The sequence below is a fragment of the Dankookia sp. P2 genome, from assembly GCF_050632255.1.
Lineage (GTDB): Bacteria > Pseudomonadota > Alphaproteobacteria > Acetobacterales > Acetobacteraceae > Paracraurococcus.
This window is the reverse complement of the sequence record NZ_CP192581.1, coordinates 376394-399439: the sequence shown is the minus strand read 5'-3', so window position 1 is coordinate 399439 and position 23046 is coordinate 376394. Positions and strand designations below refer to the sequence as shown.

Below are 23046 nucleotides of genomic sequence, written 5' to 3'. Positions count from 1 at the left end.
ACCTCCAGGTCATGTCCGCATGGCTTTCCGGCGGCCGCGGCCGGGATGCCCCCAAGGGGCCGCCCGGCAGCCCGGATCGAAGCGAGAGAGGCAGGAATGAGCGCAGCCTGGGGCATGACGGAAGCCGACCTGCGGCTGGCGCCGACGCTTTGCGCGCGGATGATCGCGGCTGGGGAGGAGCCGGGCTGGGATTATCTCTGGGCGCAGATGCTGGCCCTGCGCGTGCTCGGCACCCTGCAGCCGATCGGCGAGTATGACCGGTTCCAGGAGCCGGACAGGACTATCCTCGATCCCCGCGATTCGACCACGACAGTGCTGACCAGTGGCACGCCGGGGTTGAAGCGCATATGCCTGCTCGGCCGTTCGCGTGGATGCCTGTTCGTCGGCGACAAGGCGGCGTTGAGCAATGTCCTGATCAACAGCGACGGCTTCGGCGTGGTCGTGCTCGGCCCCAATGTCCAGCTGTCGGACATCGTCATCCAGATGTCGGGGCGGACGGCGCTGGTCATCACCTCGGGGACCACCATGGCCCTCGGCAACTTCCTCGTGCAGGAGAACGGCTCGCACATCGTCATCGGCGACGATTGCATGTTCTCGAACAACGTCGCCATGCGCACCAGCGACTCGCATGGCATCTTCGACCGGGCGACGCGCCGGCGCATCAATCCGGCACGCCCGATCATCGTCCACAACCACGTCTGGGTCGGCCGGCATGCGATGATGAACAAGGGCACGGTCATCGAATCCGACGCGGTGGTGGGGCAGGGCGCCCTGGTCAGCGGCCGGCTGAAAGGGTCGGCGATCCATGCCGGACATCCAGCGAAGCCATTGCGGGAGAATATTTGGTGGGACCGGACCAGCTTCGACAGCATGGACCATCCCCTGGTCGTGACGCCGGCGCTCAGCCGGGAGCAGGTCTGGGACCATCGCAACACGGTCAGCCGCATCCAGGCCTTGGGCGCGGAACCCCTGGCCGGCTGTAGCTTGCTCGAGGCCCTGTCGCGCATTCTCTCAACTGACATGCAGCCGGCGGTCCTGCAGCAACACCATGCCGCCGTCGCCGCCGAACTGGGGCCCGACGCCGCGGCCATGCTGCTCGAGGCGGCGGCCCTGCGCGCGGCCGCGCATCACAGGTCAGATGAGGCGATGCTGTCCGCGGCCGAATGAGGCCGCAACCGAGCCGGCCGGCCTCCGGCCGGGTTACGGAACACCTTTTCGACGATCCCTGCCGGAGCGATGCCGTGTCCCTGGCCAGCCCTGTACAGCGCACCGAAGCCGAGCGGCGGCGCGCCGCCGCGCAGCACCTGGCGGCGCTCGGCATCTCCCTGACCGACCAGGTCGCGGCGCGCGCCGCGCCGGACAGCAGCTTCGAGGCACCCTGCGTGGTGCAGGCGAGCATCCAGGGCGCGCCTAGCCTTTCGGTCGGCGCCTATACCGGGATCTTCGGCGCCACGGTCTGGGGGCGCAGATCGGCCGGTTCTGCTCGATCGCGCAGGATGTCCGGATCGGCCTGTCCGAGCACCCGACGGACTGGCTGTCCTCCTCCATGGTCGGCTACGTGCCTAACGTCCATGGCTGGACCGGCCGGATGGCGGCGGAGGGGCGGCCGCCCCGGATGAAGCTCGGCAGCTTCCGGACCCGGCCCACGGCCCGTATCGGCAACGATGTCTGGATCGGCTACGGCGCCTTCATCCGTTCCGGCATCACCATCGGCGACGGCGCCATCGTCGCGGCGGGCGCAGTGGTGACGCGCGACGTGGCGCCCTTCGCCATCGTCGGCGGCACGCCGGCCCGGCTGCTCCGCTACCGCTTCCCGCCGGATCTGATCGACCGCCTGCAGCGCACGCGCTGGTGGGAGCGCGACATCTTCGCCCTGCCGGTGGACTTCTCCGACCCCGGCGCGGCACTCGACCTCATCGAGGCCGCGAGTGCCTCCGGCAGCCTTGCCATGCTGCCGACGCGGCGGCACCGGCTGGCCGAGGCGATGGACGCCTGACCGGGCGGGCCGCGGCCTCTAGGCCACTCCCGCCTGCAGCAGCGCATGCACGTGCAGCGCGCCCACCGGCCGGGCGCCCTCCAGCGCCACCAGCACCGAGATCTTCCGCTCGTTCATCTCCTGCAGCGCCGCGCTCGCCAGCATCTCCGGCACCGTGGTGTGCGGGTTTGGCGTCATCAGCTCGGCCGCCTGCCGCGCCATGATGTCGGGCGCCATGTGCCGCCGCAGGTCGCCATCGGTGATGATCCCGGCCAGGCGGCCCGCCGCATCCACCACGATCGCGCAGCCGAGGCTGTGCCCGGTCATCGCCACGATGACCGCGCCCATGCCCGTCTCCTGCCGCACCAGCGGCAGGTCGGGCGCCCGCTTCATGAGGTCGCCTACCGTCAGCAGCTGGGCGCCGAGCTTGCCGCCGGGGTGGAACTGATGGAAATGCGCCGGGGTGAAGCCGCGCTTCTCCAGCAGCGCCATGGCGATCGCGTCGCCCAGCGCCAGCTGGATGGTGGTGGAGGTGGTCGGCGCCAAGCCGTGCGGGCAGGCTTCCTCGACCCGCGGCAGGATCAGCGGGACATCGGCCGCCCGGCCCAGCGCGCTTTCGGCACCGGCGGTGATGGCGACCAGCGGCACCCGGTGGCGGCGCGAGTAGTGGATGATGTCGCGCAGCTCGGCCGTCTCGCCCGACCAGGACAGCGCCAGGATCACGTCGCCCGAGGTGACCATGCCGAGATCGCCGTGGCTGGCCTCGGCCGGATGCAGGAAGAAGCAGGGCGTGCCGGTGGAGGCCAGCGTCGCGGTGATCTTGCCGCCGACATGGCCGCTCTTGCCCATGCCGGTGACGATCAGCCGGCCGTTCGCGGCATGAATGGTCTCGACCGCCTCGACGAAACGCTCGCCGAGCGGGCCCTCCATCGCCGCCAGCAGCTCGCCGAGGCCGGCGCGCTCGACCTCCAGCGTGCGGCGGCCGGCGGCGCGGATGCCGGCGGCATCGGCCGGGCCGTGGCGGACCGCCGCACTGGCAAGCTGCGGGTTCATGCCGGGGCTCCCTCGCGCGGCGTCAGCATCCGCCGCGCCTTTTCCAGGTCTGCCGGTGTATCGACCCCGAGTGGCACCTCGTCCACCTCCATCGCGTCGATCCGCATCCCGGCCTCGAGGGCGCGAAGCTGCTCCAGCTTCTCCCGCAGCTCGAGCGGCGAAGGCGGCAGCGCGACGAAGCGCGCCAGCGCGGTGCGCCGCCATGCGTAAAGCCCGATATGATGCCATAGCGGCCCCTCGCCCCAGGGGGCGGTGGCGCGGGTGAAGTAGAGCGCCCGATGCCGCCCGGCGCCGAGCGCGGTGCCGATGAATTTCACCACCTGCGACGCCGTGCGGTCGGCCGCGTCGTGGATCTCGGCGATCAGCGTCGCCAGCGCGACCTCCGGGTCGGCCATGGGCGTCAGCGAGGCCCGGATGGCCCCGGCCGAGATGGTCGGCAGGTCGCCCTGCACATTGACCAGGATGTCGTGCCGCCCCGCCGGGTCGAGCCGGCCGAGCGCCTCGTGGATGCGGTCGGAGCCCGAGAGGTGGTGGTCCCCGGTCATCACCGCGGTGCCGCCATGGTCGCGGATCGCCCCGGCGATCGCCGCGGAGTCCGTGGCGACCGCGACCGCACCGACATCGGCCTCGCGCGCCCGCTGCCAGACATGGACGATCATCGGCAGGCCGTGGATGTCGGCCAACGGCTTGTCGGGCAGCCTGGTGGAGGCCATCCGCGCCGGGATCAGGACCAGCGGGGTCATGCCGGCAGCACGATCCGCCGCGCCTTCGCCACCTGGTCGAAGGCCATCAGGTCCTCGACCAGCGCCGGGAAGTCGCGCAGCGCGATCATGTTCGGCCCGTCCGAGGGGGCGCGCTCCGGTGCCTCATGCGTCTCGATGAACAGGCCGGCCACGCCGACCGCAACCGCGGCGCGGGCCAGGACGGGGACAGATTCCCGCTGCCCGCCGGAGGCGCCGCCGAGCCCGCCGGGCTGCTGCACCGAATGCGTCGCGTCGAAGATCACCGGCGCGCCCATCGCCGCCATCTGCGGCAGGCCGCGCATGTCAGTGACCAGGGTGTTGTAGCCGAAGCTCGTGCCACGCTCGGTCGCCAGGACATTCGGGTTGCCCGAGCCGGTGACCTTGGCGATGACGTTCCTCATGTCCCAGGGCGCCAGGAACTGGCCCTTCTTGATGTTCACGACACGGCCGGTCTCGGCTGCGGCGACCAGCAGGTCGGTCTGCCGGCAGAGGAAGGCCGGGATCTGCAGGATGTCCACCACCTCGGCGGCGGGCGCGCAGTGGCCGGGCTCGTGCACGTCGGTCAGGACGGGCAGGCCGAAGCGCTGCTTGACCTCGGCGAAGGCGGCCATGGCGCCGGCCATGCCGATCCCCGTGCGCCCGAAAGGGAGGTGCGGTTGGCCTTGTCGTAGGAGGCCTTGAAGACCAGGCCGATGCCGAGCCGCCGGGCGATCCCCTGCAGCGCCTCCGCCATCTCCAGCGCATGCGCCCGGCTTTCCATCTGGCAGGGGCCGGCGATCAGGCTGATCGGCGCGTCATTGGCGAAGCGGACATCGCCGGCGACGACGAGGGGAGGGGGCGAGGACGGGAGCTGTGTCGGACATCGCGTATCGGGAACCGGTCCGACCGGACCGGGCCACCGCCTTCCAGTTGGGGCCGGGACGCGGCCAAAGGGGCGTCCATCGGACGCGGCACGGCGGGCCGCGCCGGCCGGGAAGCGTGGAGATAGGCGAAGCGGGGCCCCGGCGGAAGTCCGTTGCGGGACGGAGGGCGCGGAGGACGCGGCCGGGCGGCGCCGCTGGGCCGTCGTGATGCCCACCGGCCATGCCCCTGCGGCCAGGCCGCGGGGGCGCCGGGATGGCCGGGATGGTGCCGTTCGCGCCCGGCCGCGAGGCGGCCGGGCATGGCCGCCGGCTAATGCGGCGTGCGGTCAGGCGTGACGGCAATCCGCTGCAGCATCGCCCTCATCGGGGCAGGCGCGGGCGGCCGGGCCGTAGCGCGCGCCCGCCCTCCGCGTCAGACCGTCAGCGTCGCGCCGGAGGCGTGGCGCAGCGTCACCTCGCCGCCATCGCCACGCAGGAAGCGCAGCGGCGTCTGCCGGTTGGGGGAGGCCAGCGCGACCAGCGCCGTCATGCCCGCCGGCACCCGCAGCCGGTAGACGGTGCCGGGAGCGATGATCGCCAGGTCGCATGCGCCGAGCGCCAGCGTCTCGATCGAGGCGGCGGCGGCGCTCGCCAGCGTCAGGCTGGCCTCGCTGCCCGCCAGCCAGCGGGATTCGCCGCCCGGGGTGAGATTCGGGCAGCGCATGGCTGTCGCGGACGATGTCGAGCAGCATCCGCCCTTCGCCGATGCCGGCGACCAGCGCGGCGCATTCGGTCGGCGAGGGCAGCGGCTCCGCCGTGCTCGGCTGGGTAAAGGGCGTGGTGCCGCGCGCCAGCTCGACCCGGCAGACCAGCGGGTTGTCGTCGAAGGCGCCGCGCAGCAGAGCCGAGCGCGGCGTCGCGGAACAGCAGCTCCGGCAGCGCCGCCAGCAGGTCGGCGGCATCGAGGCTGCCGCGCGTCGCCAGCGGGCCTTCCGGCAGCCGCGCCGCGGCCTCGGCCACGCGAGTCTCGAGGTCCGGCCGGGGCCAGCGCGCCGGGCAGCAGCACATGCCCGGCCTCGATGAAGCGGCCGAGCGGCGCGGCCGTCTCCGGCGCCACGGCGCCGATCGCCACGCGGCCGGCCAGGCGGCGGCGCGCATCGACGCGGTCGGTCCAGAGCCCGCCGAAGATGCTGCGGGTCCAGCCGACACCGGGATGCCGGGCGCGCATGGCGCGGAAGGCGTCGACGAAGCCGGTCAGGTTGGTGCGCGGCAACTCGGCGTCGCCGCGGGAGGGTTTCACCGAGACGAAGGCGAGCTGCGAGGGGTCGATCGCGAAGCCGAAGGCAATGTGGAAGCCGCAACGGCCGTCGCCGAGCCCGGCATTGGCGAGGTCCGGCCGTTCGACATCGGCGATGGTCTCGCCGATCACCGCGCCGTTGATCATGGCCTGGACCAGCAGCGGCTCGCCCGCCTGGTCGTCATGCACCCAGCCGGCGGCGCCGAGCGGGGTGACTTCGTCGATGGAACCACGAATGGTCATGCTGCAATGTCCTCAGTTTCGGTGCGCGGCATGCGCAGCGACTGGTCGTAAAGGTCGCGGACGGCGGCGCCGGTCTCGGCGATGGTCGGCGGCACCGCCATGCTCTGCTGCAGCGCCAGCAGGCGCTGCGGCTCGCTGGCGAGGCCGCCCAGCAGGGCGGCGAGCGAGAAGGCGCTGCCGGCCTGGAAGTGGAAGCCGTCCAGCCCGTTCCGCACCTTCTCGGCCATACCGCCGATGTCGGAGCAGATGACGGGCCGGCGGTTGAGCAGCGCCTCCTGGATCACCAGGGGCGAGTTCTCCCACCAGATCGAGGGCACGAGCACCGCATGGACCGAGCGCATCAGCGCATCGACCCGGCGGTTCTCGTAGGGCCCGCGGAAGCAGAAAACTCGGCGGGGCCTTGGCCAGCCGCGCCTCGAATTCCTTGCGGAAGGGCTCGGGCTGGCCGGAATGGTCGCCATGGACGTCGATGCGGATCTTGGTAAGCCCTTGGGCATGCAGCAGCTCCGCCGCGTCGAGCACGACGTTGATGCCCTTCAGCCCGGAGATCTGCCCGAAGAAGCCGACCGTCAGCCCTTCCTTCAGGCTCGGATAAGGGTTCGGCGCCGGCGGCCCGGTGCGGATCGGCATGCCGTTCTCGATCATCGTCAGCCGCTCGGCCGGCAGGCCCCAGGCGACGTAGCGGTCGATCAGGAAGTTGCTGGGCGAGACGAAGTGGTCCACCAGGCGGAAGAACCGCTTCATGAACAGCTCGCGCAGGAAGAAGTCGGGCTCCGGCTTCTCGGGGAAGCACTTGTGGCAGGCGCGCGGGCTGGCGCCGTCGCAGAGCGCGAAATTGGGCCGCTTCACCATCTGACCGAAGTGGTTGCAGATCGCCAGGTACTCATGCAGCGTCAGGATGATCCGCACATCCGGCAGCACGCGTCGGATCTGCAGCAGCGCCTCGATCCCGAAATTCGTATAATGGTGCAGGTGCACCACGTCGGGCTTCAGTTCGGCCAGCAGGGTCATGAATTCGGGCGGGAATTCCGGATCCCGTTCGAATGGATGAAGTGGTCGAAGCCATGCCCGATATAGGCGTAGTCGTCCGGCCCGAAGGGCTGGATCAGCCGCACGCCCAGGCGCTCGCCGATCTTGCCCGGCGCCGCGGCGAGGAACCAGGTGGTCACCCCCGGCTGCGCCTTCAGGTATTCATAGAGCTGGAAGGCCGCGATCTCGGCCCCGCCGCGGGAGACGCGCGGGTCCATATGCGACATGACCAGCACGCGCAGCAGCGGGCGCTCGGGCGCCGGCAGCCGGCGGATCTCCGCCGGCGGCGGCGGGGGCGGGTCTTCTCGGCGCGGCGCTTGCCACGGCCTTGCAGGGCTGCGCGGATCATCGCGGCGCCTCCTTCGAGCGTTGGACGGGTCATGACAGGCGCAGCACGGCATCGGCGCCCGGCGGCGTGGAAGGCGACGCTTCGGGGAAGAGATGCCCCCAGCGCCGCGCGAAGCTCCAGCCATTGACCAGGGTCAGGTTGTGCCGCCAGAAATTCCCGGAGCTGCCCTGCGACTGGCGCTCCAGGTGCCAGAGGATGGCGTCCTCATGCACCGCGCAGCCGAGCCCGCGGGCGCGGATGCGGAAGCAGAGATCGGCATCCTCGAAATCGCCGACGACATAGTCCTCGTCGAAGCCGCCGAGCTCGTTCGCCAGGTCGCGGCGCAGCACCGTGCAGGCGCCGGTCACCGCTTCCGCCGGCTGCAGCCCGCGCGAGGGCGGCCGGATGCGGCCCTTGCCGGGATGCATCGCATAGGGGAAGCCGCCAAGCTGCGGCAGCCGCTTGAAGGTCATGCCGCCATGCTGGAGCGTGCCGTCCTCGAAGGTCAGCAGCGCGCCGGCGATGCCCAGGCCCGGATCGGCCTCCAGCGCGCCGGTCAGCAGGTCGAGCCAGCGCGGCTCATGCGGCATGACGTCGGAGTTGAGGTAGCAGATATACTCGCCCCGGCTGTGCGCCAGGCCGGCATTGTTGGCCGGGGCATAGCCCAGGTTCTCCGGTAGCAGCACCAGGCGCATCGGGATGCCGAAGCGGCGATAGGCCGATTGCGCCAGGTCCATCAGCGCCTGCCGCTTCGGCGGGTCGTCCAGCACGTAGACCAGCTCGTCCGCCGGCAGGCCGTGTTCGGAGAAGAGCGCGCACTGGTACATCAGGTAGTCGATGCGGCCATAGAGCGGGACGATGATCGAGCAGCGCGGCTGCTCCGGCAGGGTCCCGACCTCGACGATCGCGGGCCGCCCGGCCGCGGCCAAGCGCTGCCGGTTCAGCGCGACGACCGGCGGGCCGAGCACGCGGTCGCAACGGTCCACCACCTCGTCCGGCGCCAGCTGCACCGCGCCCAGCAACCGGCGGATCGCCCCGACCCCGCCGCCGCCCGGCGCGGGCAGCGGCTTGAAGCCGGTCTCGCCGGTGGTCAGCTCGATCTCGAGATGCATGTCCGAGGGATCGAGGCCGGGCGCCTCGACATAGGCGAGGAAGCCGTGCCGGGCGTGGTCCAGGCTGTACTTGCCGGCGAAGGCGTCGCGGATATCGGCTCGTTCGATGGCGATCCAGCGCTCGCCCAGCGGGGCGGAGAGCGCACCGCGCGAGCGCAGCCGGATCGCCGCCACGGCGCGGTTGGGGTCGAGCCACCAGCCCATCAGCACCGCGCCGGCGCCGGGGGCGACCAGCACGCTGTCGACCTCGAGGTGAAGCGGCACCGGCAACCTGGCCAGCGTGTCCTCGCCCTCATAGGCCGGCTGGGCCAGAATCTTCAGCAGCGCGGTCTTCGGCTTGCGGGTCGCGGCGCCGAGCAGCATGCGCACCATGGCGACCAGCTCGGCTTCCGGCATCCGGGCGATGCCGAGCGAGGCGCTGAGCTGGCAGGGCCCATCCAGCGTCACCTCCAGCCCCTGGAGCAGTCCGGGATCGTTGAGCGTGCTCGGCAGGAAGGCGATGTAGCCGAGGCCGAGGCCGCTGACATCCGGGCGCGTATAGGCGCTGATCGCCGCCTCGACCTCGACGGTGCCGTCCTCGAACCGCGCCACGGCGCGGCAGGTCTCGACGCCCTGCAGCGCCTCGCCGCGCAGCCAGCCGCCGAAGAACCAGCCGCCCTGCGCCTTGCTGTAGCCGTGCCAGTCGACGTAGCCGCCGGGCTCGGCGGCGGCGAGGACGGCCGGGGCGGCGGGCACGGCCGCGGCGGCGGGACGGGCGCCGCGGTGCACCAGCCGGCTGCGGCGGGAGCTGCTGCTGCCCTGCAGCGCGCCGATCCGCTGTCCCCCGACATGAGCGTGTAGGCGTGGTCGCCTTCCAGCAGGTCGCGTTCCAGCCCCAGCGCGGCCATCAGCCGGGCGATGTCCTGTAGGCCGAAGTCGAAGCCGAGCTGCCCGCCCCGCTGGAGCGAGCTGAAGGGCAGGTCGCGCCGCGCGGCATTGAGGCTTAGCGGGATGCGCGCAGTCTCGTCCACCACCAGCTCGAGCGCGGCTTCTTCCGCCGGCCCGTACCATTGCGCCGGGTCGAAGGCCCAGCCGGCGATGCGGTCGGGCGCGACATGGTCGAGATGGCCGCGCGGCCGGAAGGGGCGCGGGGCGAGCGCGGACAGGGGCTGCGTCAGCAGCTCCCGCACCCCGGCGCGGAGGGCGAGGGTCAGGGCCTCGAACGGGATCTCGGGCCGCGGGATGTCGACCAGGAAGCCGCAGGGCTCGGTGGCGATGCCGCGCTCGGCCAGGTCGCGCCGGCGGAGGAAGCCGCCGACGGTATGGCTGCTGCCGTCCGGCAGGGCGAGCGAGATGGCGGCGCTCGGCGCGCGGCCCTCCGGCCCGGTGACCCAGCCGCTGACCAGCAGGAAGCGGGTGCCGAGCTCGACCACCTCGATCCGGCCGCGATGGCCGGCGGCGGGCTTCGGCGGGGCGATGTGGGTGGTGGCTTCGGCGACGCTCATCGTGCGGCCTCGGATGGGGCCCGGGTCAGGCAGCCGGGCGCGGTCAGGTCTTCGGTTTCGCGCAGAGGAGCCACGGGGATCGACACTCCGTCGTCGGCGGCGTCAGGTCGGCCCTGGCGCCGGGCATGGGTCTGGACCACCGGGCCCGGGCATCCGCCCGGCACGCCTTGTCGGATCCGCATTGGGGCATTGGTTCGGTCGGCTGGCCGGGACATGTCCCTGGCCGTGAGGGCAAGCTGCCGGGGAGCGGTGACTGGATTGTAAACCTACACGCTATGCGTGCAGGATTGCCTCACCCACGGAGCGCACCATGACGAAGACCGTCCTCGCCGCGCGGATCATGCACGAGACCAACACCTTCAGCCGGGTGCGGACGGGACTGCCGGATTTCCGCCGTGCGGACTTCCATCTCGCGGCCGGGATGGAGGCCGCCCATCGCGGCACCCGCAGCGCCATGGGTGCCAGCCTCGACGCGGCGGAGCGCTATGGCTGGCGGCTGCTGGCGCCGGTCTCGACCTTCGCCAACCCGGCCGGCGTGGTGACGCGGGACGCCTTCGAATACCTGGCCGGGCTGGTCTGCGACACGGCGCGGCGGCAGGGGCCGGTCGACGGCGCCCTGCTGCACCTGCACGGGGCCATGGTGCTGGAGGACGAGGAGGACGGCGAGGGCGCGCTGCTGGCGCGGCTGCGCGCGGTGGTCGGGCCGGCGGTGCCCTTCGTCGTCACGCTCGACCTGCATGCCAATGTCAGCGAGGCGATGGCGCGGGAGGCGACGCTGATCGCCTTCCGCAGCTATCCGCATGTCGACATGCACGACCGCGCGCTGCAGGGCGCGGCGCTGCTCGACCGCGCCATGCGTGGCGAGATCCGGCCGCACACCGTGCTGGCGCGGCGGCCGACGCTGCGCGGCTTCGACAATGGCCGCACCCAGGCCGCGCCGATGGCCGAGGTGCTGGCCCGCGGCGCGGCGCATGAGGCGGCGGGCGAGGCGCTGGTGGTCTCCGCCTGCGCCGGCTTCACCCGCGCCGACATCTTCGACCTCGGCCCGACGGTGACGGTGACCACGGATGGCGAGGATCCGCGCGGCCGGGCCATCGCCGAATCGCTGATGGACCTCTGCTGGGAGACCCGGGCCTACAGCACCACCGACCTGCGGCCGGTGGAGGAGGCGGTGGCGCTGGCCCTGGCCGGGCAGCCGGGCGAGAGGCCGCTGGTCATCGCCGACTATACCGACAACCCGGGCGGCGGCGGCGTATGGCGATGCGACCAATCTGCTGCGCGGCCTGGTCGAGGCGGGGGCGGAGGGCGTGGTGCTGCACGCCCTGTACGACCCCGAGGCGGTACGGGCGGCGATCGCCGCCGGGGTGGGTGCGACCGCGACCATCGTCATGGGCGGCAGGACGGACCCGGCGCTCGGCGGCGGGCCGCTGCGGCTGACCGGCCGGGTCGCGGCGATCACCGATGGGCGGCTGGTGGCGCGCGGGCCGATGGGCGGCGGCCTGACCTTCGACTACGGTCCTTCGGTGCGATTCACCGTCGGCGGGATCGAGGTGATCCTGATCAGCAACAACGGCCAGGCCAAGGATCTGGCGCAGATCACCTCGATGGGGATCGACCCGCGCGACTTCCGCACCGTCTGCGTGAAGTCGATGCACCATTTCCGCGCCGCCTTCGAGCCGATCGCCCGGAAGGTGGTGCTGGTGGACAGCGGCGCGCTCTGTTCCGAACGGTTCAGCGCGGACCTTTTCCCGAAGGTGCGCCGGCCGATCTGGCCGATCGACGCGCTGGACTGACCGGTCATGCCGCCATCCGGTCGATTCGGTCGCGCAGCTTGTACCATTCGCCGATGAAGGGCAGCACCCAGTTCGGGTTGCCGGAATAGAAGGGACGAGTCGGGAAGGGCAGGCCGTCCAGGGCAGATCGCGCATTGGCCGCGCCGGCCGGCTTCAGCGCCACGTTGTGGCCGAGCCAGGTCGCCATCGCCACGCCGCTGCCCTGGCAGCCCGCAGCATAGTGGATGCCGCGTTCCTTGCCGATATGCGGCAGGTGGTCGAAGGTGAAGGCGACATGCCCGGTCCAGGCATGGGTGATCTTCGTGTCCTTAAGCTCCGGGAAGCAGGCGGTCATGTAGGCGTGCAGCGCCGGCGCGGTCTCGGCCGCGGTCGCCGCGCGGAAGCTGGCGCGGCCGCCCCACAGCACGCGCTTGCCGTCCGGGCTGGGGCGGAAGTAGTTCAGCACCCGCTTGCTGTCGGAGATCATGCGCCGGCCGGGGAAGAGCCGGTCGATCACCGCCTCGCCCAGTTCCTCGGTGGCGATAATGTAGCTGTTCAGCGGCACCAGCCGGCGCGCCAGCCAGGGCAGGGCGGTGCCGCGCTTATCCAACGAATAGCCGTTGGTGGTGACCAGCACCGCATCGGCCAGGATCTCGCCGCGGTCGGTGGCGATGCGGAAGCCGCCCGGGCCTTCCTGGATGCCCCGGACCCGGACGCCGTCCACCAGCCTGGCGCCGGCACGTTCCGCCGCCGCGGCCGGGCCGCGAGGCATATTTGCCCGGATGCAGGCTGCCGGTCGCCGCCACCAGCATGCCGCCATGGTAGTGGTCGCTGCCCAGCGCCTCGTGCTGCCTCTCGCGCGATAGCATGCTGGTCGGCAGGCCGGTGATCTCGGCCAGGCTGTCGGCCCGCCGGGCCATGGCGTCGTAATGGCTGCGCGACCAGGCCGCGGAGAAGCGGCCGCAGCGGACATAGTCGCAGTCGATTCCCTCCCGGGCGATCGTCTCCTCGATGAAGGGGAGAGCTGGCCGCGGCGGTGGCGGTGATCGCCTTCGCCTGCTCCGCGCCGAAGGCCTTCTCCAGCCCCGCGCCCGCCACCTTCAGCCCGCCCGAGACCATGCCGCCGTTGCGGGAGGAGGCACCCCAGCCGATGCGTTCCGCATCCAGCACCACCGTTTGCTTGCCGAGGCGCTGCAGGGTCAGCGCCGCAGACAGCCCGGCATAGCCGCCGCCCACCACCACCACCGGGGCGCGGTCGGGCAGGGTGGCGTCGCGCTGCGGCGGCTCGGCCGCCTCCACCACCAGGGGCTGTCCTTGAACCCGGGGGCGAGCAGCGGATGCGTCATGCGGGGGATTTCCCATCCGGGCAGGGATGCGCTTTGATGCGCGGCGGGAGAGGTTCACGCCGGCGGCCGACGACCGCAAGAGGGGACCCCATGCAAGATTTCCAGCAGGATTGCATCGCACTCGCGCTGCAGCAGCACGCCCGTGGCCGGATCTCGCGCCGCGGCCTGCTGCAGGCCCTGGCGAGGCCTCGGCGTGCTGGCGGGCGGCGACGCCGTGGCCCAGGCCGAGAAGCGTTGGTCATGGTCAACTGGGGCGGCCTTGCCAACCAAGGCTTCGGCAATTTCTACGGCGCCCCCTTCGCTGCCGAGACGCCGGGGGTGAAGGTGGTGCAGGACAGCACCGGCCCCTCGACCGGGCGGATCCGCAGCATGGTGGAAAGCGGCCGGGTCACCTGGGACCTCTGCGACAGCTCGGCCAGCGGCGCCAACCTGCTGGGCAAGCTCGGCCTTGCGACGAAGATCGACTATTCGATCGTCGGCCGCGGCGACGTGATCGGCCCGGGTTTCGCGCTCGACCACGGCGCCGCGCCCTATTCCTTCAGCTCCGTGCTGGTCTACGACAGCGCGAAGTCCCGACCGCTCCCACCTCCTGGGCGGATTTCTGGGACACCAAGCGCTTCCCCGGCACGCGGCTGCTGCGCCGGCGACGCCACCTGCGTGCTGGAGGCGGCGATGATGTCGCTGGGCACGGCGCCCGGCGCGCTCTATCCCGTCGACATGCGCGCCGGCATCAAACGGGTGCTGGAGCTGCGGAAGAATCTGGTCTTCTGGACCAATGGCTCGGAGAGCGAGCAGCTGATGCGCACGGGGGAGGCGGTGATGGGCCAGATCTGGCACACCCGCGCCTCGGTGCTGGAGAAGGAGAGCAACGGAAGGCTCAGATCCATCTGGAATCAGGGCGTGCTGCAGCCGGGCATCTTCGTCATCCCGAAGGGCAATCCGGGCGGCGTGCTGGCGCAGCGGCTGCTGGCCAGCATGCTGGCGAAGCCGGAGCCGCAGGTCGGCCTGCTTGGCCTGCTGGGCAATGGCCCGACCAACCCCAAGGCGGCGGCGCTGGTGCCGGAAGAGCTCAAGCGCCTGAACCCCACCGATCCGGCGAATGCCAGGCAGCAGGTGGTGATCGATGGCGGCTGGTGGGGTGACCACTACCAGGCGGTGAACCAGGAGTTCCTCGACGCGGTGACCGGCTGAGGCGTGCCGATGACCGTAGCGCCGCAGGCGTGGAGGTCTGGATCGGCCCGTGCGTGACAGGCGCCTCGCTGGCCCGCTTCCTGCTTGGCTGGGGCATGAGGTGCCGATGAGCAATCGACGCGTGATGGTCGTGAAATCCGGCGGGCCACAAGCCCTGGTCGAATGGCGGGACTGCTTCGCCGCGCTCGACCCCGGGCTGGAGCTGGTCGACTGGGACGCCGCGCTGCGACGGCGCGACGAGATCGACTATGCCCTGGTCTGGGACCCGGAGCCGGGCGGGCTCGCCACCATGCCGCGGCTGCGGGCGATCTTCGGCTCGGGCGCCGGGGTGGACGGCATCCTGCTGGACACGCAGCTTGCCGCCCGGCGTGCCGATCGTCCGCATGGCGATCCCCGAAGCGACGCAGCGGATGGGCGAGTTCTGTGCCTGGGCGGCGCTGTCCCTGCTGAAGGATGCGCGGCGGATGGCGATCGCCCAGGCCGCCGGCGCATGGGACTACTTCGAGGCGCCGCATCGCGCCGACATGCGCACCGTCGGCATCATGGGGCTCGGCGCCATGGGGCGCGCTGCGCCGCCATGCTGCAGGCGCTCGGCTTCCCGGTGATCGGCTGGTCGCGCGGGCCGAAGGACCTGCCCGGGGTCGAGAGCTTCGCCGGGCCCGCAGCGCTGCCGGCCTTCCTCGCGCGCAGCGACATCCTCGTCTCCCTGCTGCCGGCGACGCCGGAGACGCGCGACATCATCCGCGCGGAGACGCTGGCCATGCTGCCGCAGGGCGCCGGCTATATTGGCATCGGGCGGGGGATGCAGCACCGGCTGGACGACATCCTGGCGGCGCTCGACAGCGGGCAGCTGTCCGGCACGGTGCTGGACGTCTTCGAGCCGGAGCCGCTGCCGGCCGGCCACCCGCTCTGGCGGCATCCGAAGGCGACCATCACGCCGCATGTCGCCAGCCTGCCGAGCCGGGCCGAGCGCGCCGGCTTCGTCGCCCGCACGATCGCCGGCTTCGAGCGCGGCGAGACGCTGCCCAACCTTTTCGATCCCGCGCGAGGCTACTGAGATGCCGTTGCCGCCGCCTCCCATTCGCCCCGACCCCGACCATGTGCCGACCGAGCGCGAACTGCGCGAGGACCTGGCCGCCGCCTACCGGCTGGTCGCGCTCTACGGCATGACAGACCTGGTCTTCACCCACCTGTCCGTGCGACTGCCCGGGGAGGGCCACCGCTTCCTGGTCAACCCCTATGGCATGCTGTTCGAGGAGATCACCGCCAGCAGCCTGGTCGAGGTCGACGCCGAGGGCGCCCCGGCGCAGCCCACCGCCTGGCCGGTGAACCCGGCGGGCTTCGTCATCCATTCCGCGGTGCATCGCGGCCGCGCCAACGCGGCCTGCGTGATGCACACCCACACCATCGCCGGCATGGCGGTGGCGGCGCAGATCGGCGGGTTGCTGCCGCTGAACCAGATCTCGATGGAGTTCGACGGCCGCGTCGCCTACCACGACTACGAGGGGGTCGCGGCGGACGACAACATGTCGGAGCGCGAGCGCCTGGTCGCCGACCTCGGCGACAAGCCCTGCATGATCCTGCGCCACCACGGGCTGCTGACGGTCGGCCATACCGTCGCCGAGGCCTTCTACTGGATGTGGTACCTTGAGCAGTCCTGCCGCATCCAGCTCGCGGCGCAATCCGGCGGCGTGCCCTTGGCGATCCCCTCGCGCGGCACGGTCGAGCGCACGCGGGCGCAGTTCAGCCTTGGCCCGACCAAGGGCTGGCTGCCCTGGCAGGCCTTGAAGCGGAAGCTGAACCGCGAGCAGCCGGGCTACCGGGATTGAGCGCGCCGGCGGCGCACGCGCCTCGAGCTGCGCGGGCTGACCAAGCGCTACGGCAGCTTCACCGCGGTGGATGCCGTCTCCCTGCGGGTGGAGCGTGGGCAGTTCCTGACGCTGCTCGGCCCTTCCGGCAGCGGCAAGACCACCATCCTGATGGCGATCGCCGGCTTCGTCGCGCCGAGCGCGGGCGCGGTGCTGCTGGACGGCGCCGACATCACCGCGCTGCCGCCGGAGCGGCGCGACTTCGGCATGGTCTTCCAGGGCTATGCGCTCTTCCCCCACATGACGGTGGCGGAGAACGTCGTCTTCCCGCTGCGGGTCCGCGGCCTGTCCCGCGCCGACCGCGACGCCAAGGTCCGCGCCGCGCTCGACCTGGTGCAGCTGGCCGCCTTCGCCGAACGCCGGCCCGCGCAGCTCTCGGGCGGCCAGCAGCAGCGCGTCGCCCTGGCCCGCGCGCTGGTCTTCGACCCCGCGCTGCTGCTGCTGGACGAGCCGCTCTCGGCGCTCGACAAGAAGCTGCGGGCGGAGCTGCAGGACGAGCTGAAGGCGCTGCACCGCCGCGTCGGCCGCACCTTCGTGAACGTGACGCATGACCAGGAGGAGGCGCTGTCGCTCTCCGACCAGGTCGCCATCCTCAACCACGGCAGGCTGGTGCAGATGGGCGCGCCGGAAGCGCTGTATGAGCGGCCGCGCACCCGCTTCGTCGCCGACTTCCTCGGCAAGTCGAACTTCCTGCGCGGCACGGTGCGGGAGGTGAGCGCCGAGGGCATGGCGCTGCAGGCGGGCGGCACCCGGCTGGTGCAGGCGGGGGCGGCGCATCCGGCGCCGGGGACGCCGGCCCTGCTCTCGCTGCGGCCGGAGAAGATCGGCCTGCTGGCCGAGGCCGAGGCGGCCGAGAACGAGGTCGCCGGCACCATCGCCGCCTGGGCCTATCTCGGCGCCGGCTACAGCCTCTCGGTCCGCACCGCCGATCTCGGCGAGATCCGCGTCGCCCTGCCTGCCTGGCGGGCGCCGATCGCACCGCGCGAGGGGCTGGCGGTGCGGCTCGGCTGGGCCGCCGATGCCGCCGTGCCGGTGCTGGAGGATGCCGATGCCGCCTGAGGCGGCCGCGCTGCCCGCCGCCGCGGCGCCGCGCGCCGGCTGGGCCATGCCGCGCGATGCCGGCTGGTGGGCGCTGCTGCTGCCGGCCTTCCTGCTGATGTCGGTGATCTATGTCGCGCCGATCCTGCAGGTTCTGGCGATCTCGGTGACCGAGCCGACGACCGGCCTCGGCAACTACGAGCGGCTGCTCACCAATGCCGGCGTGCAGCGGGTGATCGGCACCACGCTGCGGATCTGTGTCGTCACCACCGCGATCGCGCTGCTGCTGGGCTATGCGCTGGCCTATGTCGTGGCGCTCGCCACGCCGCGGGCGCAGCGCTGGTGGCTGCTCGGCGTGCTGCTGCCGCTGTGGATCTCGGTGCTGGTGCGGGCCTTCGCCTGGGTGACGCTGCTGCGGCGGCAGGGACTGGTGAACCAGGGGCTGCAGGGGCTCGGGATCATCGACGAACCCCTGGCGCTGGTCTGGAACGAGTTCGGCATCGTCGTCGGCATGGTGCACTACATGGTGCCCTATGCGGTGCTGCCGATGCTGGCGGCGATGCGGGAGATCGACCCGCGCCTGCTGGCCGCGGCGCGCGGGCTTGGCGCCTCCCGCTTCACCGTCTTCGCGCGCGTCTTCCTGCCGCTCTCGGCGCCGGGGCTGGTGGCGGCGGGGTGCTGGTCTTCATCTTCTCGCTCGGCTTCTACATCACCCCGGCAATCCTCGGCGGCGGCAAGACCGCTGATGGCGGCCGAATGGATCAAGCTGCAGATCCTCGACCTCGTGCGCTGGGGCATGGGGGCGATGCTGGCAACGGTGGTGGTGGTGACGATCCTGGCGATGCTTGCGATCTTCTCCCGCGTGGTGGACCTGCGCAGGCTCTTCGGGGATGGGCATTGATGGGCGGCCATCCCGCGGGGCCGCTGGCGCGAACCATCGCCTGGGCGACGGTGCTCTACCTGCTGCTGCCGATCACCATCGTCATCCCCGTGTCGGTGACCGACCGGCGCTACCTCTCGCTGCCGGAGCACGGCATCAGCTTCCGCCACTACGCCAACCTGCTGGGGTCGGAATCCTGGCTTTCCTCGATCCACCAGAGCTTCTGGATCGCGCTGGGCTCCACGCTGATCGCCGTCGCCGCCGGGACGCTCTGCGCCATCGGCTGCTGGCGGATCGGCCGGCGCAGCACGGAAGCTGGTGCGGGCGCTGATGCTGCTGCCGCTGATCATCCCGGCCATCGTCTATGCCATCGGGCTCTATCGCTGGTTTGGCACGCTCGACCTGCTCGACCGCTTCCTCGGCGTGACGCTGGCGCATGGCGTGACCGGCATCCCCTACGTCGTCATCACCGTCTCCACCGCGCTGGCCGCCTTCGACCCGCGGCTGGAGCAGGCGGCGCGCGGCATGGGGGCGTCGCTGCCGCAGACGCTGCGCTGGGTGATCCTGCCGCGCATCGCGCCGGGCATCGCCTCCGGCGCCATTTTCGCCTTCATCCACAGCTGGGATGAGCTGGTGCTGGTGCTCTTCATCGCCAGCCGGAACGTCTTCACGCTGCCACGCAAAATCTGGGACGGGATCAACGAGAACCTCGACCCGAGCATGGCGGCCGTGGCGGTGCTGCTGATCGTCTTCACCGTGGCGCTGCTGGCGCTGGACGGGAGCGCTCAGGGCACGGCGGCGGTAGCAGGCCGGGGAGGACAGCACGCGCCGCGCAGCGAGTGCCGACTCACAGACATAGATGAGGGGTCCGGGGAGAATACCTTCTCCCCGGCCTTTTCCCTACTTCTTCTCGACGCCCCAGAAGACCGGGATCGTGGTCGGCCGCAGCCCCTCCACATTCGCCCGGTGCGCCGCCAGGGTGCGGAACTGCCCGGCATTGATGTAGGGCAGCACCTGGTAGGCCCGCGCATGCACGGCATCCAGGATCGCCTTCCGCTTCGCCGTGTCCGGCTCCTCCCACCAGGACCGCCGCAGCCGCTCGAGCTCGGCATCGCAGGGCCAGCCGGCCAGGCCACCTCGCAGGGGCTGGCGAGGTAGAGGTTGGTCAGCGGGTTCTGCGCGTCCAGCACGTTGGCGACCGTGACGAAGAGGTTCCAGCCGCCCTGGTCCTGCGGTTCCTTCTTGTTGCGCCGCTGCGTCACCGTCGCCCAGTCCATCGCCGGCACGTCCATGGTCAGCCCGCCGCGCTGCATCGCCGCCGCCATGGTCAGGGTGACCGCGTTGTTGATCGGGCTGTCCGTCGCATTCAGGAAGACCACCTTGCGGCCGTCATAGCCGGCCTCCCGCAGCAGCGCGCGCGACCGCGCCGGGTCCGCCTCGCGCAGCCCCTCGGCGCCGGCATGGCTCTCGAGCGGCGTGCCGCAGAGGAAGTAGGACGGGCAATAGGGCACCTGCTCCGAGGGCCGCACGCCGGCGGCCTGCAGGTTCTCCTGCTGGTTCACCATATGCAGCAGCGCCTGCCTTGCCTTCGGGTTGTCGAAGGGGGCCACGGCGTGATTGGGCCGCAGCCAGACCATGAAGCCGGCCGGGTTCAGCGCGAACATCCGCACGTTGCGGTTCCGCTCGAGCAGCGGGATCACGTCCGGCGAAGGTTGCTCGATGAAGTCGATCTCGCCCGCCTGCAGCGCCGCCGCGGCGGTCGCGGCATCCGGCATGGCGATCCATTCGAGCCGGTCGACCAGCACCCGCTTGCCGCCGGCCAGCCCATCCGCCGGCTCGGACCGCGGCTTGTAGGCCGGGTTCTTCCGGTAGACCGCGCGGTCGCCGGACCGCCATTCCGCCCGCTGGAAGACGAAGGGGCCGGAGCCCGTGGCGTCGGTGATCGCGGTGGTCGCCGGCGTTGCCGCCAGCCGCTCCGGCATGACAAACAGTGCGCTCGCGGTCGGCCGCGCCAGCGCCTCCGTCACCAGGGCGAAGGGGCGGGCGAGGGCGAGGCTGAAGGTCCGGTCGTCCACCACCTCGAGGCGCGCGGTCGCCGCCGCCAGGGCCTTGCCCACCACGTCGCGCTGCGCCCAGCGCCGGATGGAGGCAACGGCATCCGCCGCCCGCACCGGCGCGCCGTCATGGAAGGCCAGGCCCTCCCGCAGCGTGAATTTCCAGGCCATTCCGTCCGGCGATCGCTCGAAGCGCCCGACCATCTGCGGCTGCGCCTCGCCCTTGCTGTCGAGGGCGAAGAGCTGGTCATAGACCATGAAGCCGTGGTTGCGGACGAAGGCCGCGGTGGACTGCACCGGGTCCAGGCTGCCGAGATCGTTGATCAGCACGATCTTCAGGGTGGTCTCGGCGGCGACAGGGCCGGCCAAGGGCGCAGCCAGCAGGGCGCCGAGCGCGGTGGCGGCGAGGATGCGGGGAAGGCGGGGCAAGGCGGTCTCCTGCGGCGCGGGGATGCCGCATGCTCGCGCCGCCGGCGCTCGTGCGCAACGCGGATTGACGCGGCGGCCCCGCCTGACGGAGCATCGCCCGAACCGAAGGACCCGCGCCATGAACGTCGCCGCCTCGCCCGCCGCGCTCCGCAACTGCTCAGATGCCGAATGGCAGGTCCGCTGCGACCTCGCCGCGCTGTACCGGCTCTGCGGCCACCACAAGTGGACCGACTGGATCTTCACCCATATCAGCGCCCGCGTGCCGGGGCCGGAGCACCATTTCCTGCTCAACCGCTATGGCGTCATGCACGACGAGATGCGCGCCAGCGACCTGGTGAAGATCGACATCGACGGCAACCCGGTGGACGAGCCGAACTGGGACGGCAGCTCGGAGCTGGTCAACAAGGCCGGCTTCGTGATCCACTCGGCGGTGCATGCGGCGCGGGACGACGCGCATTTCGTCATCCACACCCATACGCGGGACGGCATCGCGGTCTCCGCCCAGAAGGACGGGCTGCTGCCGATCAGCCAGCATGCGATGAAATACTACGGCCACCTGGCCTATCACGGCTACGAGGGCATCGCGCTGGACGAGGACGAGCGGGTGCGCCTCGTCGCCGATCTCGGCCACCACAACGCGATGATCCTGCGCAACCACGGCATATTGGTCTGCGGCCCGACCGCCGCGCATGCCTATGACGAGCTCTACACGCTCGAGCGCGCCTGCTCGGCGCAGATCGCCGCGATGTCTGGCGGGGCCGAGCTGGTCTTCCCGCCGCAGGAGGTCTGCGAGCGCGCCGCGGCGCAGTTCCGCCGCCCCGGCGGCGAGCATGTCCGAGCCATCGCCTGGGCCGCGGCGCTGCGGCTGATCGAGGGCGGCACCGACTACCGCAGCTGACCCGAACCCCGAGAAGGATCGCGCCCGGGATGCCGACCACGCTCATCAGGAATGCCGACGTCGCCATCCTCTGGGATGCGGGGGCCAAGCAGCACGCCTACGTCGCCGATGCCGACATCGCCTTCGCCGACGGCCGGCTGGTCTTCGCCGGCCGCGACTATGCCGGCCCGGCTGACGAGACCATCTCCGGCAGCGGCCTGATGGTCATGCCGGGGCTGGTCAACATCCATTCCCACCCGTCGAGCGAGCCCATGAACAAGGGCTTCACCGACGAGGTGGGGACGCCCGGGCTCTACAACTCCTCGCTCTACGAATATCTGCCGATCTTCCGCGCCGATGCCGAGGCGGTGCCCTCCTGCGTCCGCGTCGCGCTGTCGGAGCTGCTGCTGTCGGGCGTCACCACCCTGGCCGACCTGTCCATGGCGCATCCCGGCTGGCTCGACCTGCTGGGCGAGTCGGGCATGCGCGTCTGCATCGCGCCGATGTTCCGCTCGGCGCGCTGGTACACGAAGAACGGCCATGTGGTGGAATACGCCTGGGACGAGAAGGCGGGGGAGAAGGCCTTCGCTGAGGCCATGGCGCTGATCGAGCGGGCTGAGCAGCACGAATCCGGCCGCCTCTTCGGCATGGTCGTCCCAGCGCAGATCGACACCTGCACGCCGGAGCTGCTGAAGGACAGTCGGGACGAAGCCCGCCGCCGCGGCGTCTCCTGGCAGATCCACGCGGCGCAGGCGGTCTCCGAATTCCACGAGATCACCCGCCGGCACGGCGCGACGCCGATCGGCTGGCTGCACGAGCAGGGGCTGCTGCAGGAGCGCAGCATCATCGGCCACGGCATCTTCCTCGACGACCACCCGAGCACCCCCTGGCACACCCAGCGCGACCTCGACATCCTGGCCGAGACCGGCACCACCGTGGCGCATTGCCCGACCGTCTTCGCCCGGCGCGGGATCACCCTGAAGCATCTCGGGCGCTACAAGCGGCGCGGGGTGAACATGGGCCTCGGCACCGACACCTACCCGCACAACATGCTGGATGAGATGCGGCTGGCCGCCTACCTCGCCCGCACCCAGGCGACCGACCCGCGCAGCCTGACCACGACCGAGTTGTTCGAGGCGGCGACCACGGGCGGGGCCAAGGCGCTCGGCCGCGAGGATATCGGCAGGCTTGCCGCCGGCTGCCGCGCCGACATCGTGCTGGTCGACATCACCCATCCGATGATGCGGCCGGCGCGCGACCCGCTGCGGTCGCTGATCTACGCCGCCGGCGACCGTGCCGTCCGCGCCGTCTACGTCGACGGCCACAAGGTGGTCGAGGACGGCGAGGTGCTGACGATGGACTACCGCGCCGCCGCCGCCCACCTGCACGAGGCGCAGAAGCGGGTCGAGGCGCGGGTGCCGAAGCTCGACTGGGCGCATCGCCCGGCCGAGCAGATCGCGCCCCCGACCTTCCGCTGGAGCTAGG

The 23046-nt window shown here is 71.6% G+C and carries 20 protein-coding genes and 6 pseudogenes; 12 read left to right on the top strand and 14 right to left on the bottom strand.

Annotation, left to right across the window (positions count from 1 at the left end; translation table 11 throughout):
• Window positions 1-207 precede the first annotated feature (207 nt).
• Complete coding sequence (locus ACQ86J_RS02270) at window positions 208-1167, top strand: acyltransferase (protein WP_431269855.1); 960 nt, start codon at window positions 208-210, stop codon at window positions 1165-1167.
• A 379-nt stretch (window positions 1168-1546) separates the two neighbouring features.
• A complete protein-coding gene (locus tag ACQ86J_RS02265; protein WP_431269854.1) occupies window positions 1547-1996 on the top strand; it encodes a CatB-related O-acetyltransferase in 450 nt (149 codons plus the stop codon).
• Window positions 1997-2014: 18 nt separating this feature from the next.
• On the opposite strand, the gene ACQ86J_RS02260 is transcribed toward ACQ86J_RS02265, so the two are convergent.
• The 8 genes and pseudogenes from ACQ86J_RS02260 to ACQ86J_RS02225 all read right to left on the bottom strand — a co-directional run bounded on the left by ACQ86J_RS02260 (window position 2015) and on the right by ACQ86J_RS02225 (window position 10106).
• On the bottom strand, window positions 2015-3028 hold the full coding sequence (locus tag ACQ86J_RS02260; RefSeq protein WP_431269853.1) for a KpsF/GutQ family sugar-phosphate isomerase: 1014 nt from the start codon (window positions 3026-3028) through the stop codon (window positions 2015-2017).
• Entirely contained in the window at window positions 3025-3771 is a 747-nt protein-coding gene (locus ACQ86J_RS02255; protein ID WP_431269852.1) for a 3-deoxy-manno-octulosonate cytidylyltransferase, read from the bottom strand. Before ACQ86J_RS02255 ends, ACQ86J_RS02260 begins: the two co-directional genes overlap by 4 nt.
• Window positions 3768-4558 (bottom strand): annotated as a pseudogene (gene kdsA, locus ACQ86J_RS02250) (3-deoxy-8-phosphooctulonate synthase). The gene ACQ86J_RS02255 and the pseudogene kdsA overlap by 4 nt, the downstream one beginning before the upstream one ends.
• Window positions 4559-5046: 488 nt before the next feature.
• Window positions 5047-6153 (bottom strand): hypothetical protein, encoded by a 1107-nt coding sequence (locus tag ACQ86J_RS02245; RefSeq protein WP_431269851.1) that lies wholly within the window; start codon window positions 6151-6153, stop codon window positions 5047-5049.
• Entirely contained in the window at window positions 6150-6494 is a 345-nt protein-coding gene (locus ACQ86J_RS02240; RefSeq protein WP_431272710.1) for a glycosyltransferase, read from the bottom strand. The genes ACQ86J_RS02245 and ACQ86J_RS02240 overlap by 4 nt, the downstream gene beginning before the upstream one ends.
• 346 nt (window positions 6495-6840) lie before the next feature.
• A pseudogene (locus tag ACQ86J_RS02235) lies at window positions 6841-7314 on the bottom strand (glycosyltransferase); the annotation flags it as partial.
• A gap of 246 nt (window positions 7315-7560) precedes the next feature.
• Window positions 7561-8337: a glycosyltransferase gene (locus ACQ86J_RS02230; RefSeq protein ID WP_431272709.1), complete on the bottom strand. Its 777-nt coding sequence runs from the start codon at window positions 8335-8337 to the stop codon at window positions 7561-7563.
• A 728-nt stretch (window positions 8338-9065) separates the two neighbouring features.
• Complete coding sequence (locus tag ACQ86J_RS02225; RefSeq protein WP_431269850.1) at window positions 9066-10106, bottom strand: hypothetical protein; 1041 nt, start codon at window positions 10104-10106, stop codon at window positions 9066-9068.
• Window positions 10107-10416: 310 nt separating this feature from the next.
• On the opposite strand from ACQ86J_RS02225, the pseudogene ACQ86J_RS02220 reads away from it, so the two are divergent.
• Both ACQ86J_RS02220 and ACQ86J_RS02215 read left to right on the top strand, forming a co-directional pair.
• A pseudogene (locus tag ACQ86J_RS02220) lies at window positions 10417-11229 on the top strand (M81 family metallopeptidase); the annotation flags it as partial.
• Window positions 11230-11413: 184 nt separating this feature from the next.
• Complete coding sequence (locus ACQ86J_RS02215) at window positions 11414-11899, top strand: MlrC C-terminal domain-containing protein (RefSeq protein WP_431272708.1); 486 nt, start codon at window positions 11414-11416, stop codon at window positions 11897-11899.
• Between the two features lie 4 nt (window positions 11900-11903).
• Here ACQ86J_RS02215 and ACQ86J_RS02210 read toward each other — a convergent pair whose 3' ends face one another.
• From ACQ86J_RS02210 to ACQ86J_RS02195, 4 genes and pseudogenes are all read right to left on the bottom strand, one after another.
• Window positions 11904-12650, bottom strand: a complete 747-nt coding sequence (locus tag ACQ86J_RS02210) for an NAD(P)/FAD-dependent oxidoreductase (RefSeq protein WP_431272707.1) — start codon at window positions 12648-12650, stop codon at window positions 11904-11906.
• Between the two features lie 55 nt (window positions 12651-12705).
• A pseudogene (locus ACQ86J_RS02205) lies at window positions 12706-12864 on the bottom strand (NAD(P)/FAD-dependent oxidoreductase); the annotation flags it as partial.
• Window positions 12865-12985: 121 nt separating this feature from the next.
• Window positions 12986-13114, bottom strand: a pseudogene (locus ACQ86J_RS02200) (FAD-dependent oxidoreductase); the annotation flags it as partial.
• Window positions 13078-13224 carry a hypothetical protein gene (locus ACQ86J_RS02195; RefSeq protein WP_431272790.1) on the bottom strand — a complete coding sequence of 49 codons (147 nt, stop codon included), beginning with the start codon at window positions 13222-13224 and terminating at the stop codon, window positions 13078-13080. The gene ACQ86J_RS02195 and the pseudogene ACQ86J_RS02200, both read right to left, overlap by 37 nt.
• Before the next feature lie 90 nt (window positions 13225-13314).
• On the opposite strand from ACQ86J_RS02195, the gene ACQ86J_RS02190 reads away from it, so the two are divergent.
• The 5 genes from ACQ86J_RS02190 (at window position 13315) to ACQ86J_RS02170 (ending at window position 18222) form a co-directional block, all read left to right on the top strand.
• Entirely contained in the window at window positions 13315-14415 is a 1101-nt protein-coding gene (locus tag ACQ86J_RS02190) for an extracellular solute-binding protein (RefSeq protein WP_431269849.1), read from the top strand.
• A 106-nt stretch (window positions 14416-14521) separates the two neighbouring features.
• Window positions 14522-15472, top strand: a complete 951-nt coding sequence (locus ACQ86J_RS02185; RefSeq protein ID WP_431269848.1) for an NAD(P)-dependent oxidoreductase — start codon at window positions 14522-14524, stop codon at window positions 15470-15472.
• A 1-nt stretch (window position 15473) separates the two neighbouring features.
• Window positions 15474-16244: a class II aldolase/adducin family protein gene (locus tag ACQ86J_RS02180; RefSeq protein WP_431269847.1), complete on the top strand. Its 771-nt coding sequence runs from the start codon at window positions 15474-15476 to the stop codon at window positions 16242-16244.
• Window positions 16245-16310: 66 nt separating this feature from the next.
• The gene (locus ACQ86J_RS02175) at window positions 16311-17342 is read left to right on the top strand and encodes an ABC transporter ATP-binding protein (RefSeq protein ID WP_431269846.1); all 1032 of its coding nucleotides are present in this window, start codon (window positions 16311-16313) and stop codon (window positions 17340-17342) included.
• Window positions 17332-18222, top strand: coding sequence for an ABC transporter permease (locus tag ACQ86J_RS02170; RefSeq protein WP_431269845.1), 891 nt, complete (start codon window positions 17332-17334; stop codon window positions 18220-18222). Before ACQ86J_RS02175 ends, ACQ86J_RS02170 begins: the two co-directional genes overlap by 11 nt.
• A 148-nt stretch (window positions 18223-18370) precedes the next feature.
• On the opposite strand, the gene ACQ86J_RS02165 is transcribed toward ACQ86J_RS02170, so the two are convergent.
• Window positions 18371-18511 carry a hypothetical protein gene (locus ACQ86J_RS02165; RefSeq protein WP_431269844.1) on the bottom strand — a complete coding sequence of 47 codons (141 nt, stop codon included), beginning with the start codon at window positions 18509-18511 and terminating at the stop codon, window positions 18371-18373.
• A gap of 20 nt (window positions 18512-18531) precedes the next feature.
• On the opposite strand from ACQ86J_RS02165, the pseudogene ACQ86J_RS02160 reads away from it, so the two are divergent.
• Window positions 18532-18912 (top strand): annotated as a pseudogene (locus tag ACQ86J_RS02160) (ABC transporter permease); the annotation flags it as partial.
• A gap of 74 nt (window positions 18913-18986) precedes the next feature.
• On the opposite strand, the gene ACQ86J_RS02155 reads toward ACQ86J_RS02160, so the two are convergent.
• Window positions 18987-20684 carry an ABC transporter substrate-binding protein gene (locus ACQ86J_RS02155; RefSeq protein WP_431269843.1) on the bottom strand — a complete coding sequence of 566 codons (1698 nt, stop codon included), beginning with the start codon at window positions 20682-20684 and terminating at the stop codon, window positions 18987-18989.
• Window positions 20685-20802: 118 nt separating this feature from the next.
• On the opposite strand from ACQ86J_RS02155, the gene ACQ86J_RS02150 reads away from it, so the two are divergent.
• Window positions 20803-21582: a class II aldolase/adducin family protein gene (locus ACQ86J_RS02150; RefSeq protein ID WP_431269842.1), complete on the top strand. Its 780-nt coding sequence runs from the start codon at window positions 20803-20805 to the stop codon at window positions 21580-21582.
• A 29-nt stretch (window positions 21583-21611) separates the two neighbouring features.
• Window positions 21612-23045 (top strand): amidohydrolase family protein, encoded by a 1434-nt coding sequence (locus tag ACQ86J_RS02145; protein WP_431269841.1) that lies wholly within the window; start codon window positions 21612-21614, stop codon window positions 23043-23045.
• Window position 23046 lies beyond the last annotated feature (1 nt).

What these genes read in the sequence shown, in the direction of transcription:
- ACQ86J_RS02270 (WP_431269855.1), top strand. Translation starts at nt 208, where the DNA reads ATGCTGGCCCTGCGCGTGCTCGGCACCCTGCAGCCGATCGGCGAGTAT.
- ACQ86J_RS02265 (WP_431269854.1), top strand. Translation starts at nt 1,547, where the DNA reads ATGGTCGGCTACGTGCCTAACGTCCATGGCTGGACCGGCCGGATGGCG.
- ACQ86J_RS02260 (WP_431269853.1), bottom strand. Translation starts at nt 3,028, where the DNA reads ATGAACCCGCAGCTTGCCAGTGCGGCGGTCCGCCACGGCCCGGCCGAT.
- ACQ86J_RS02255 (WP_431269852.1), bottom strand. Translation starts at nt 3,771, where the DNA reads ATGACCCCGCTGGTCCTGATCCCGGCGCGGATGGCCTCCACCAGGCTG.
- ACQ86J_RS02245 (WP_431269851.1), bottom strand. Translation starts at nt 6,153, where the DNA reads ATGACCATTCGTGGTTCCATCGACGAAGTCACCCCGCTCGGCGCCGCC.
- ACQ86J_RS02240 (WP_431272710.1), bottom strand. Translation starts at nt 6,494, where the DNA reads ATGCGCTCGGTCCATGCGGTGCTCGTGCCCTCGATCTGGTGGGAGAAC.
- ACQ86J_RS02230 (WP_431272709.1), bottom strand. Translation starts at nt 8,337, where the DNA reads ATGTACCAGTGCGCGCTCTTCTCCGAACACGGCCTGCCGGCGGACGAG.
- ACQ86J_RS02225 (WP_431269850.1), bottom strand. Translation starts at nt 10,106, where the DNA reads ATGAGCGTCGCCGAAGCCACCACCCACATCGCCCCGCCGAAGCCCGCC.
- ACQ86J_RS02210 (WP_431272707.1), bottom strand. Translation starts at nt 12,650, where the DNA reads ATGCCTCGCGGCCCGGCCGCGGCGGCGGAACGTGCCGGCGCCAGGCTG.
- ACQ86J_RS02195 (WP_431272790.1), bottom strand. Translation starts at nt 13,224, where the DNA reads ATGACGCATCCGCTGCTCGCCCCCGGGTTCAAGGACAGCCCCTGGTGG.
- ACQ86J_RS02190 (WP_431269849.1), top strand. Translation starts at nt 13,315, where the DNA reads ATGCAAGATTTCCAGCAGGATTGCATCGCACTCGCGCTGCAGCAGCAC.
- ACQ86J_RS02185 (WP_431269848.1), top strand. Translation starts at nt 14,522, where the DNA reads ATGAGCAATCGACGCGTGATGGTCGTGAAATCCGGCGGGCCACAAGCC.
- ACQ86J_RS02180 (WP_431269847.1), top strand. Translation starts at nt 15,474, where the DNA reads ATGCCGTTGCCGCCGCCTCCCATTCGCCCCGACCCCGACCATGTGCCG.
- ACQ86J_RS02170 (WP_431269845.1), top strand. Translation starts at nt 17,332, where the DNA reads ATGCCGCCTGAGGCGGCCGCGCTGCCCGCCGCCGCGGCGCCGCGCGCC.
- ACQ86J_RS02150 (WP_431269842.1), top strand. Translation starts at nt 20,803, where the DNA reads ATGAACGTCGCCGCCTCGCCCGCCGCGCTCCGCAACTGCTCAGATGCC.
- ACQ86J_RS02145 (WP_431269841.1), top strand. Translation starts at nt 21,612, where the DNA reads ATGCCGACCACGCTCATCAGGAATGCCGACGTCGCCATCCTCTGGGAT.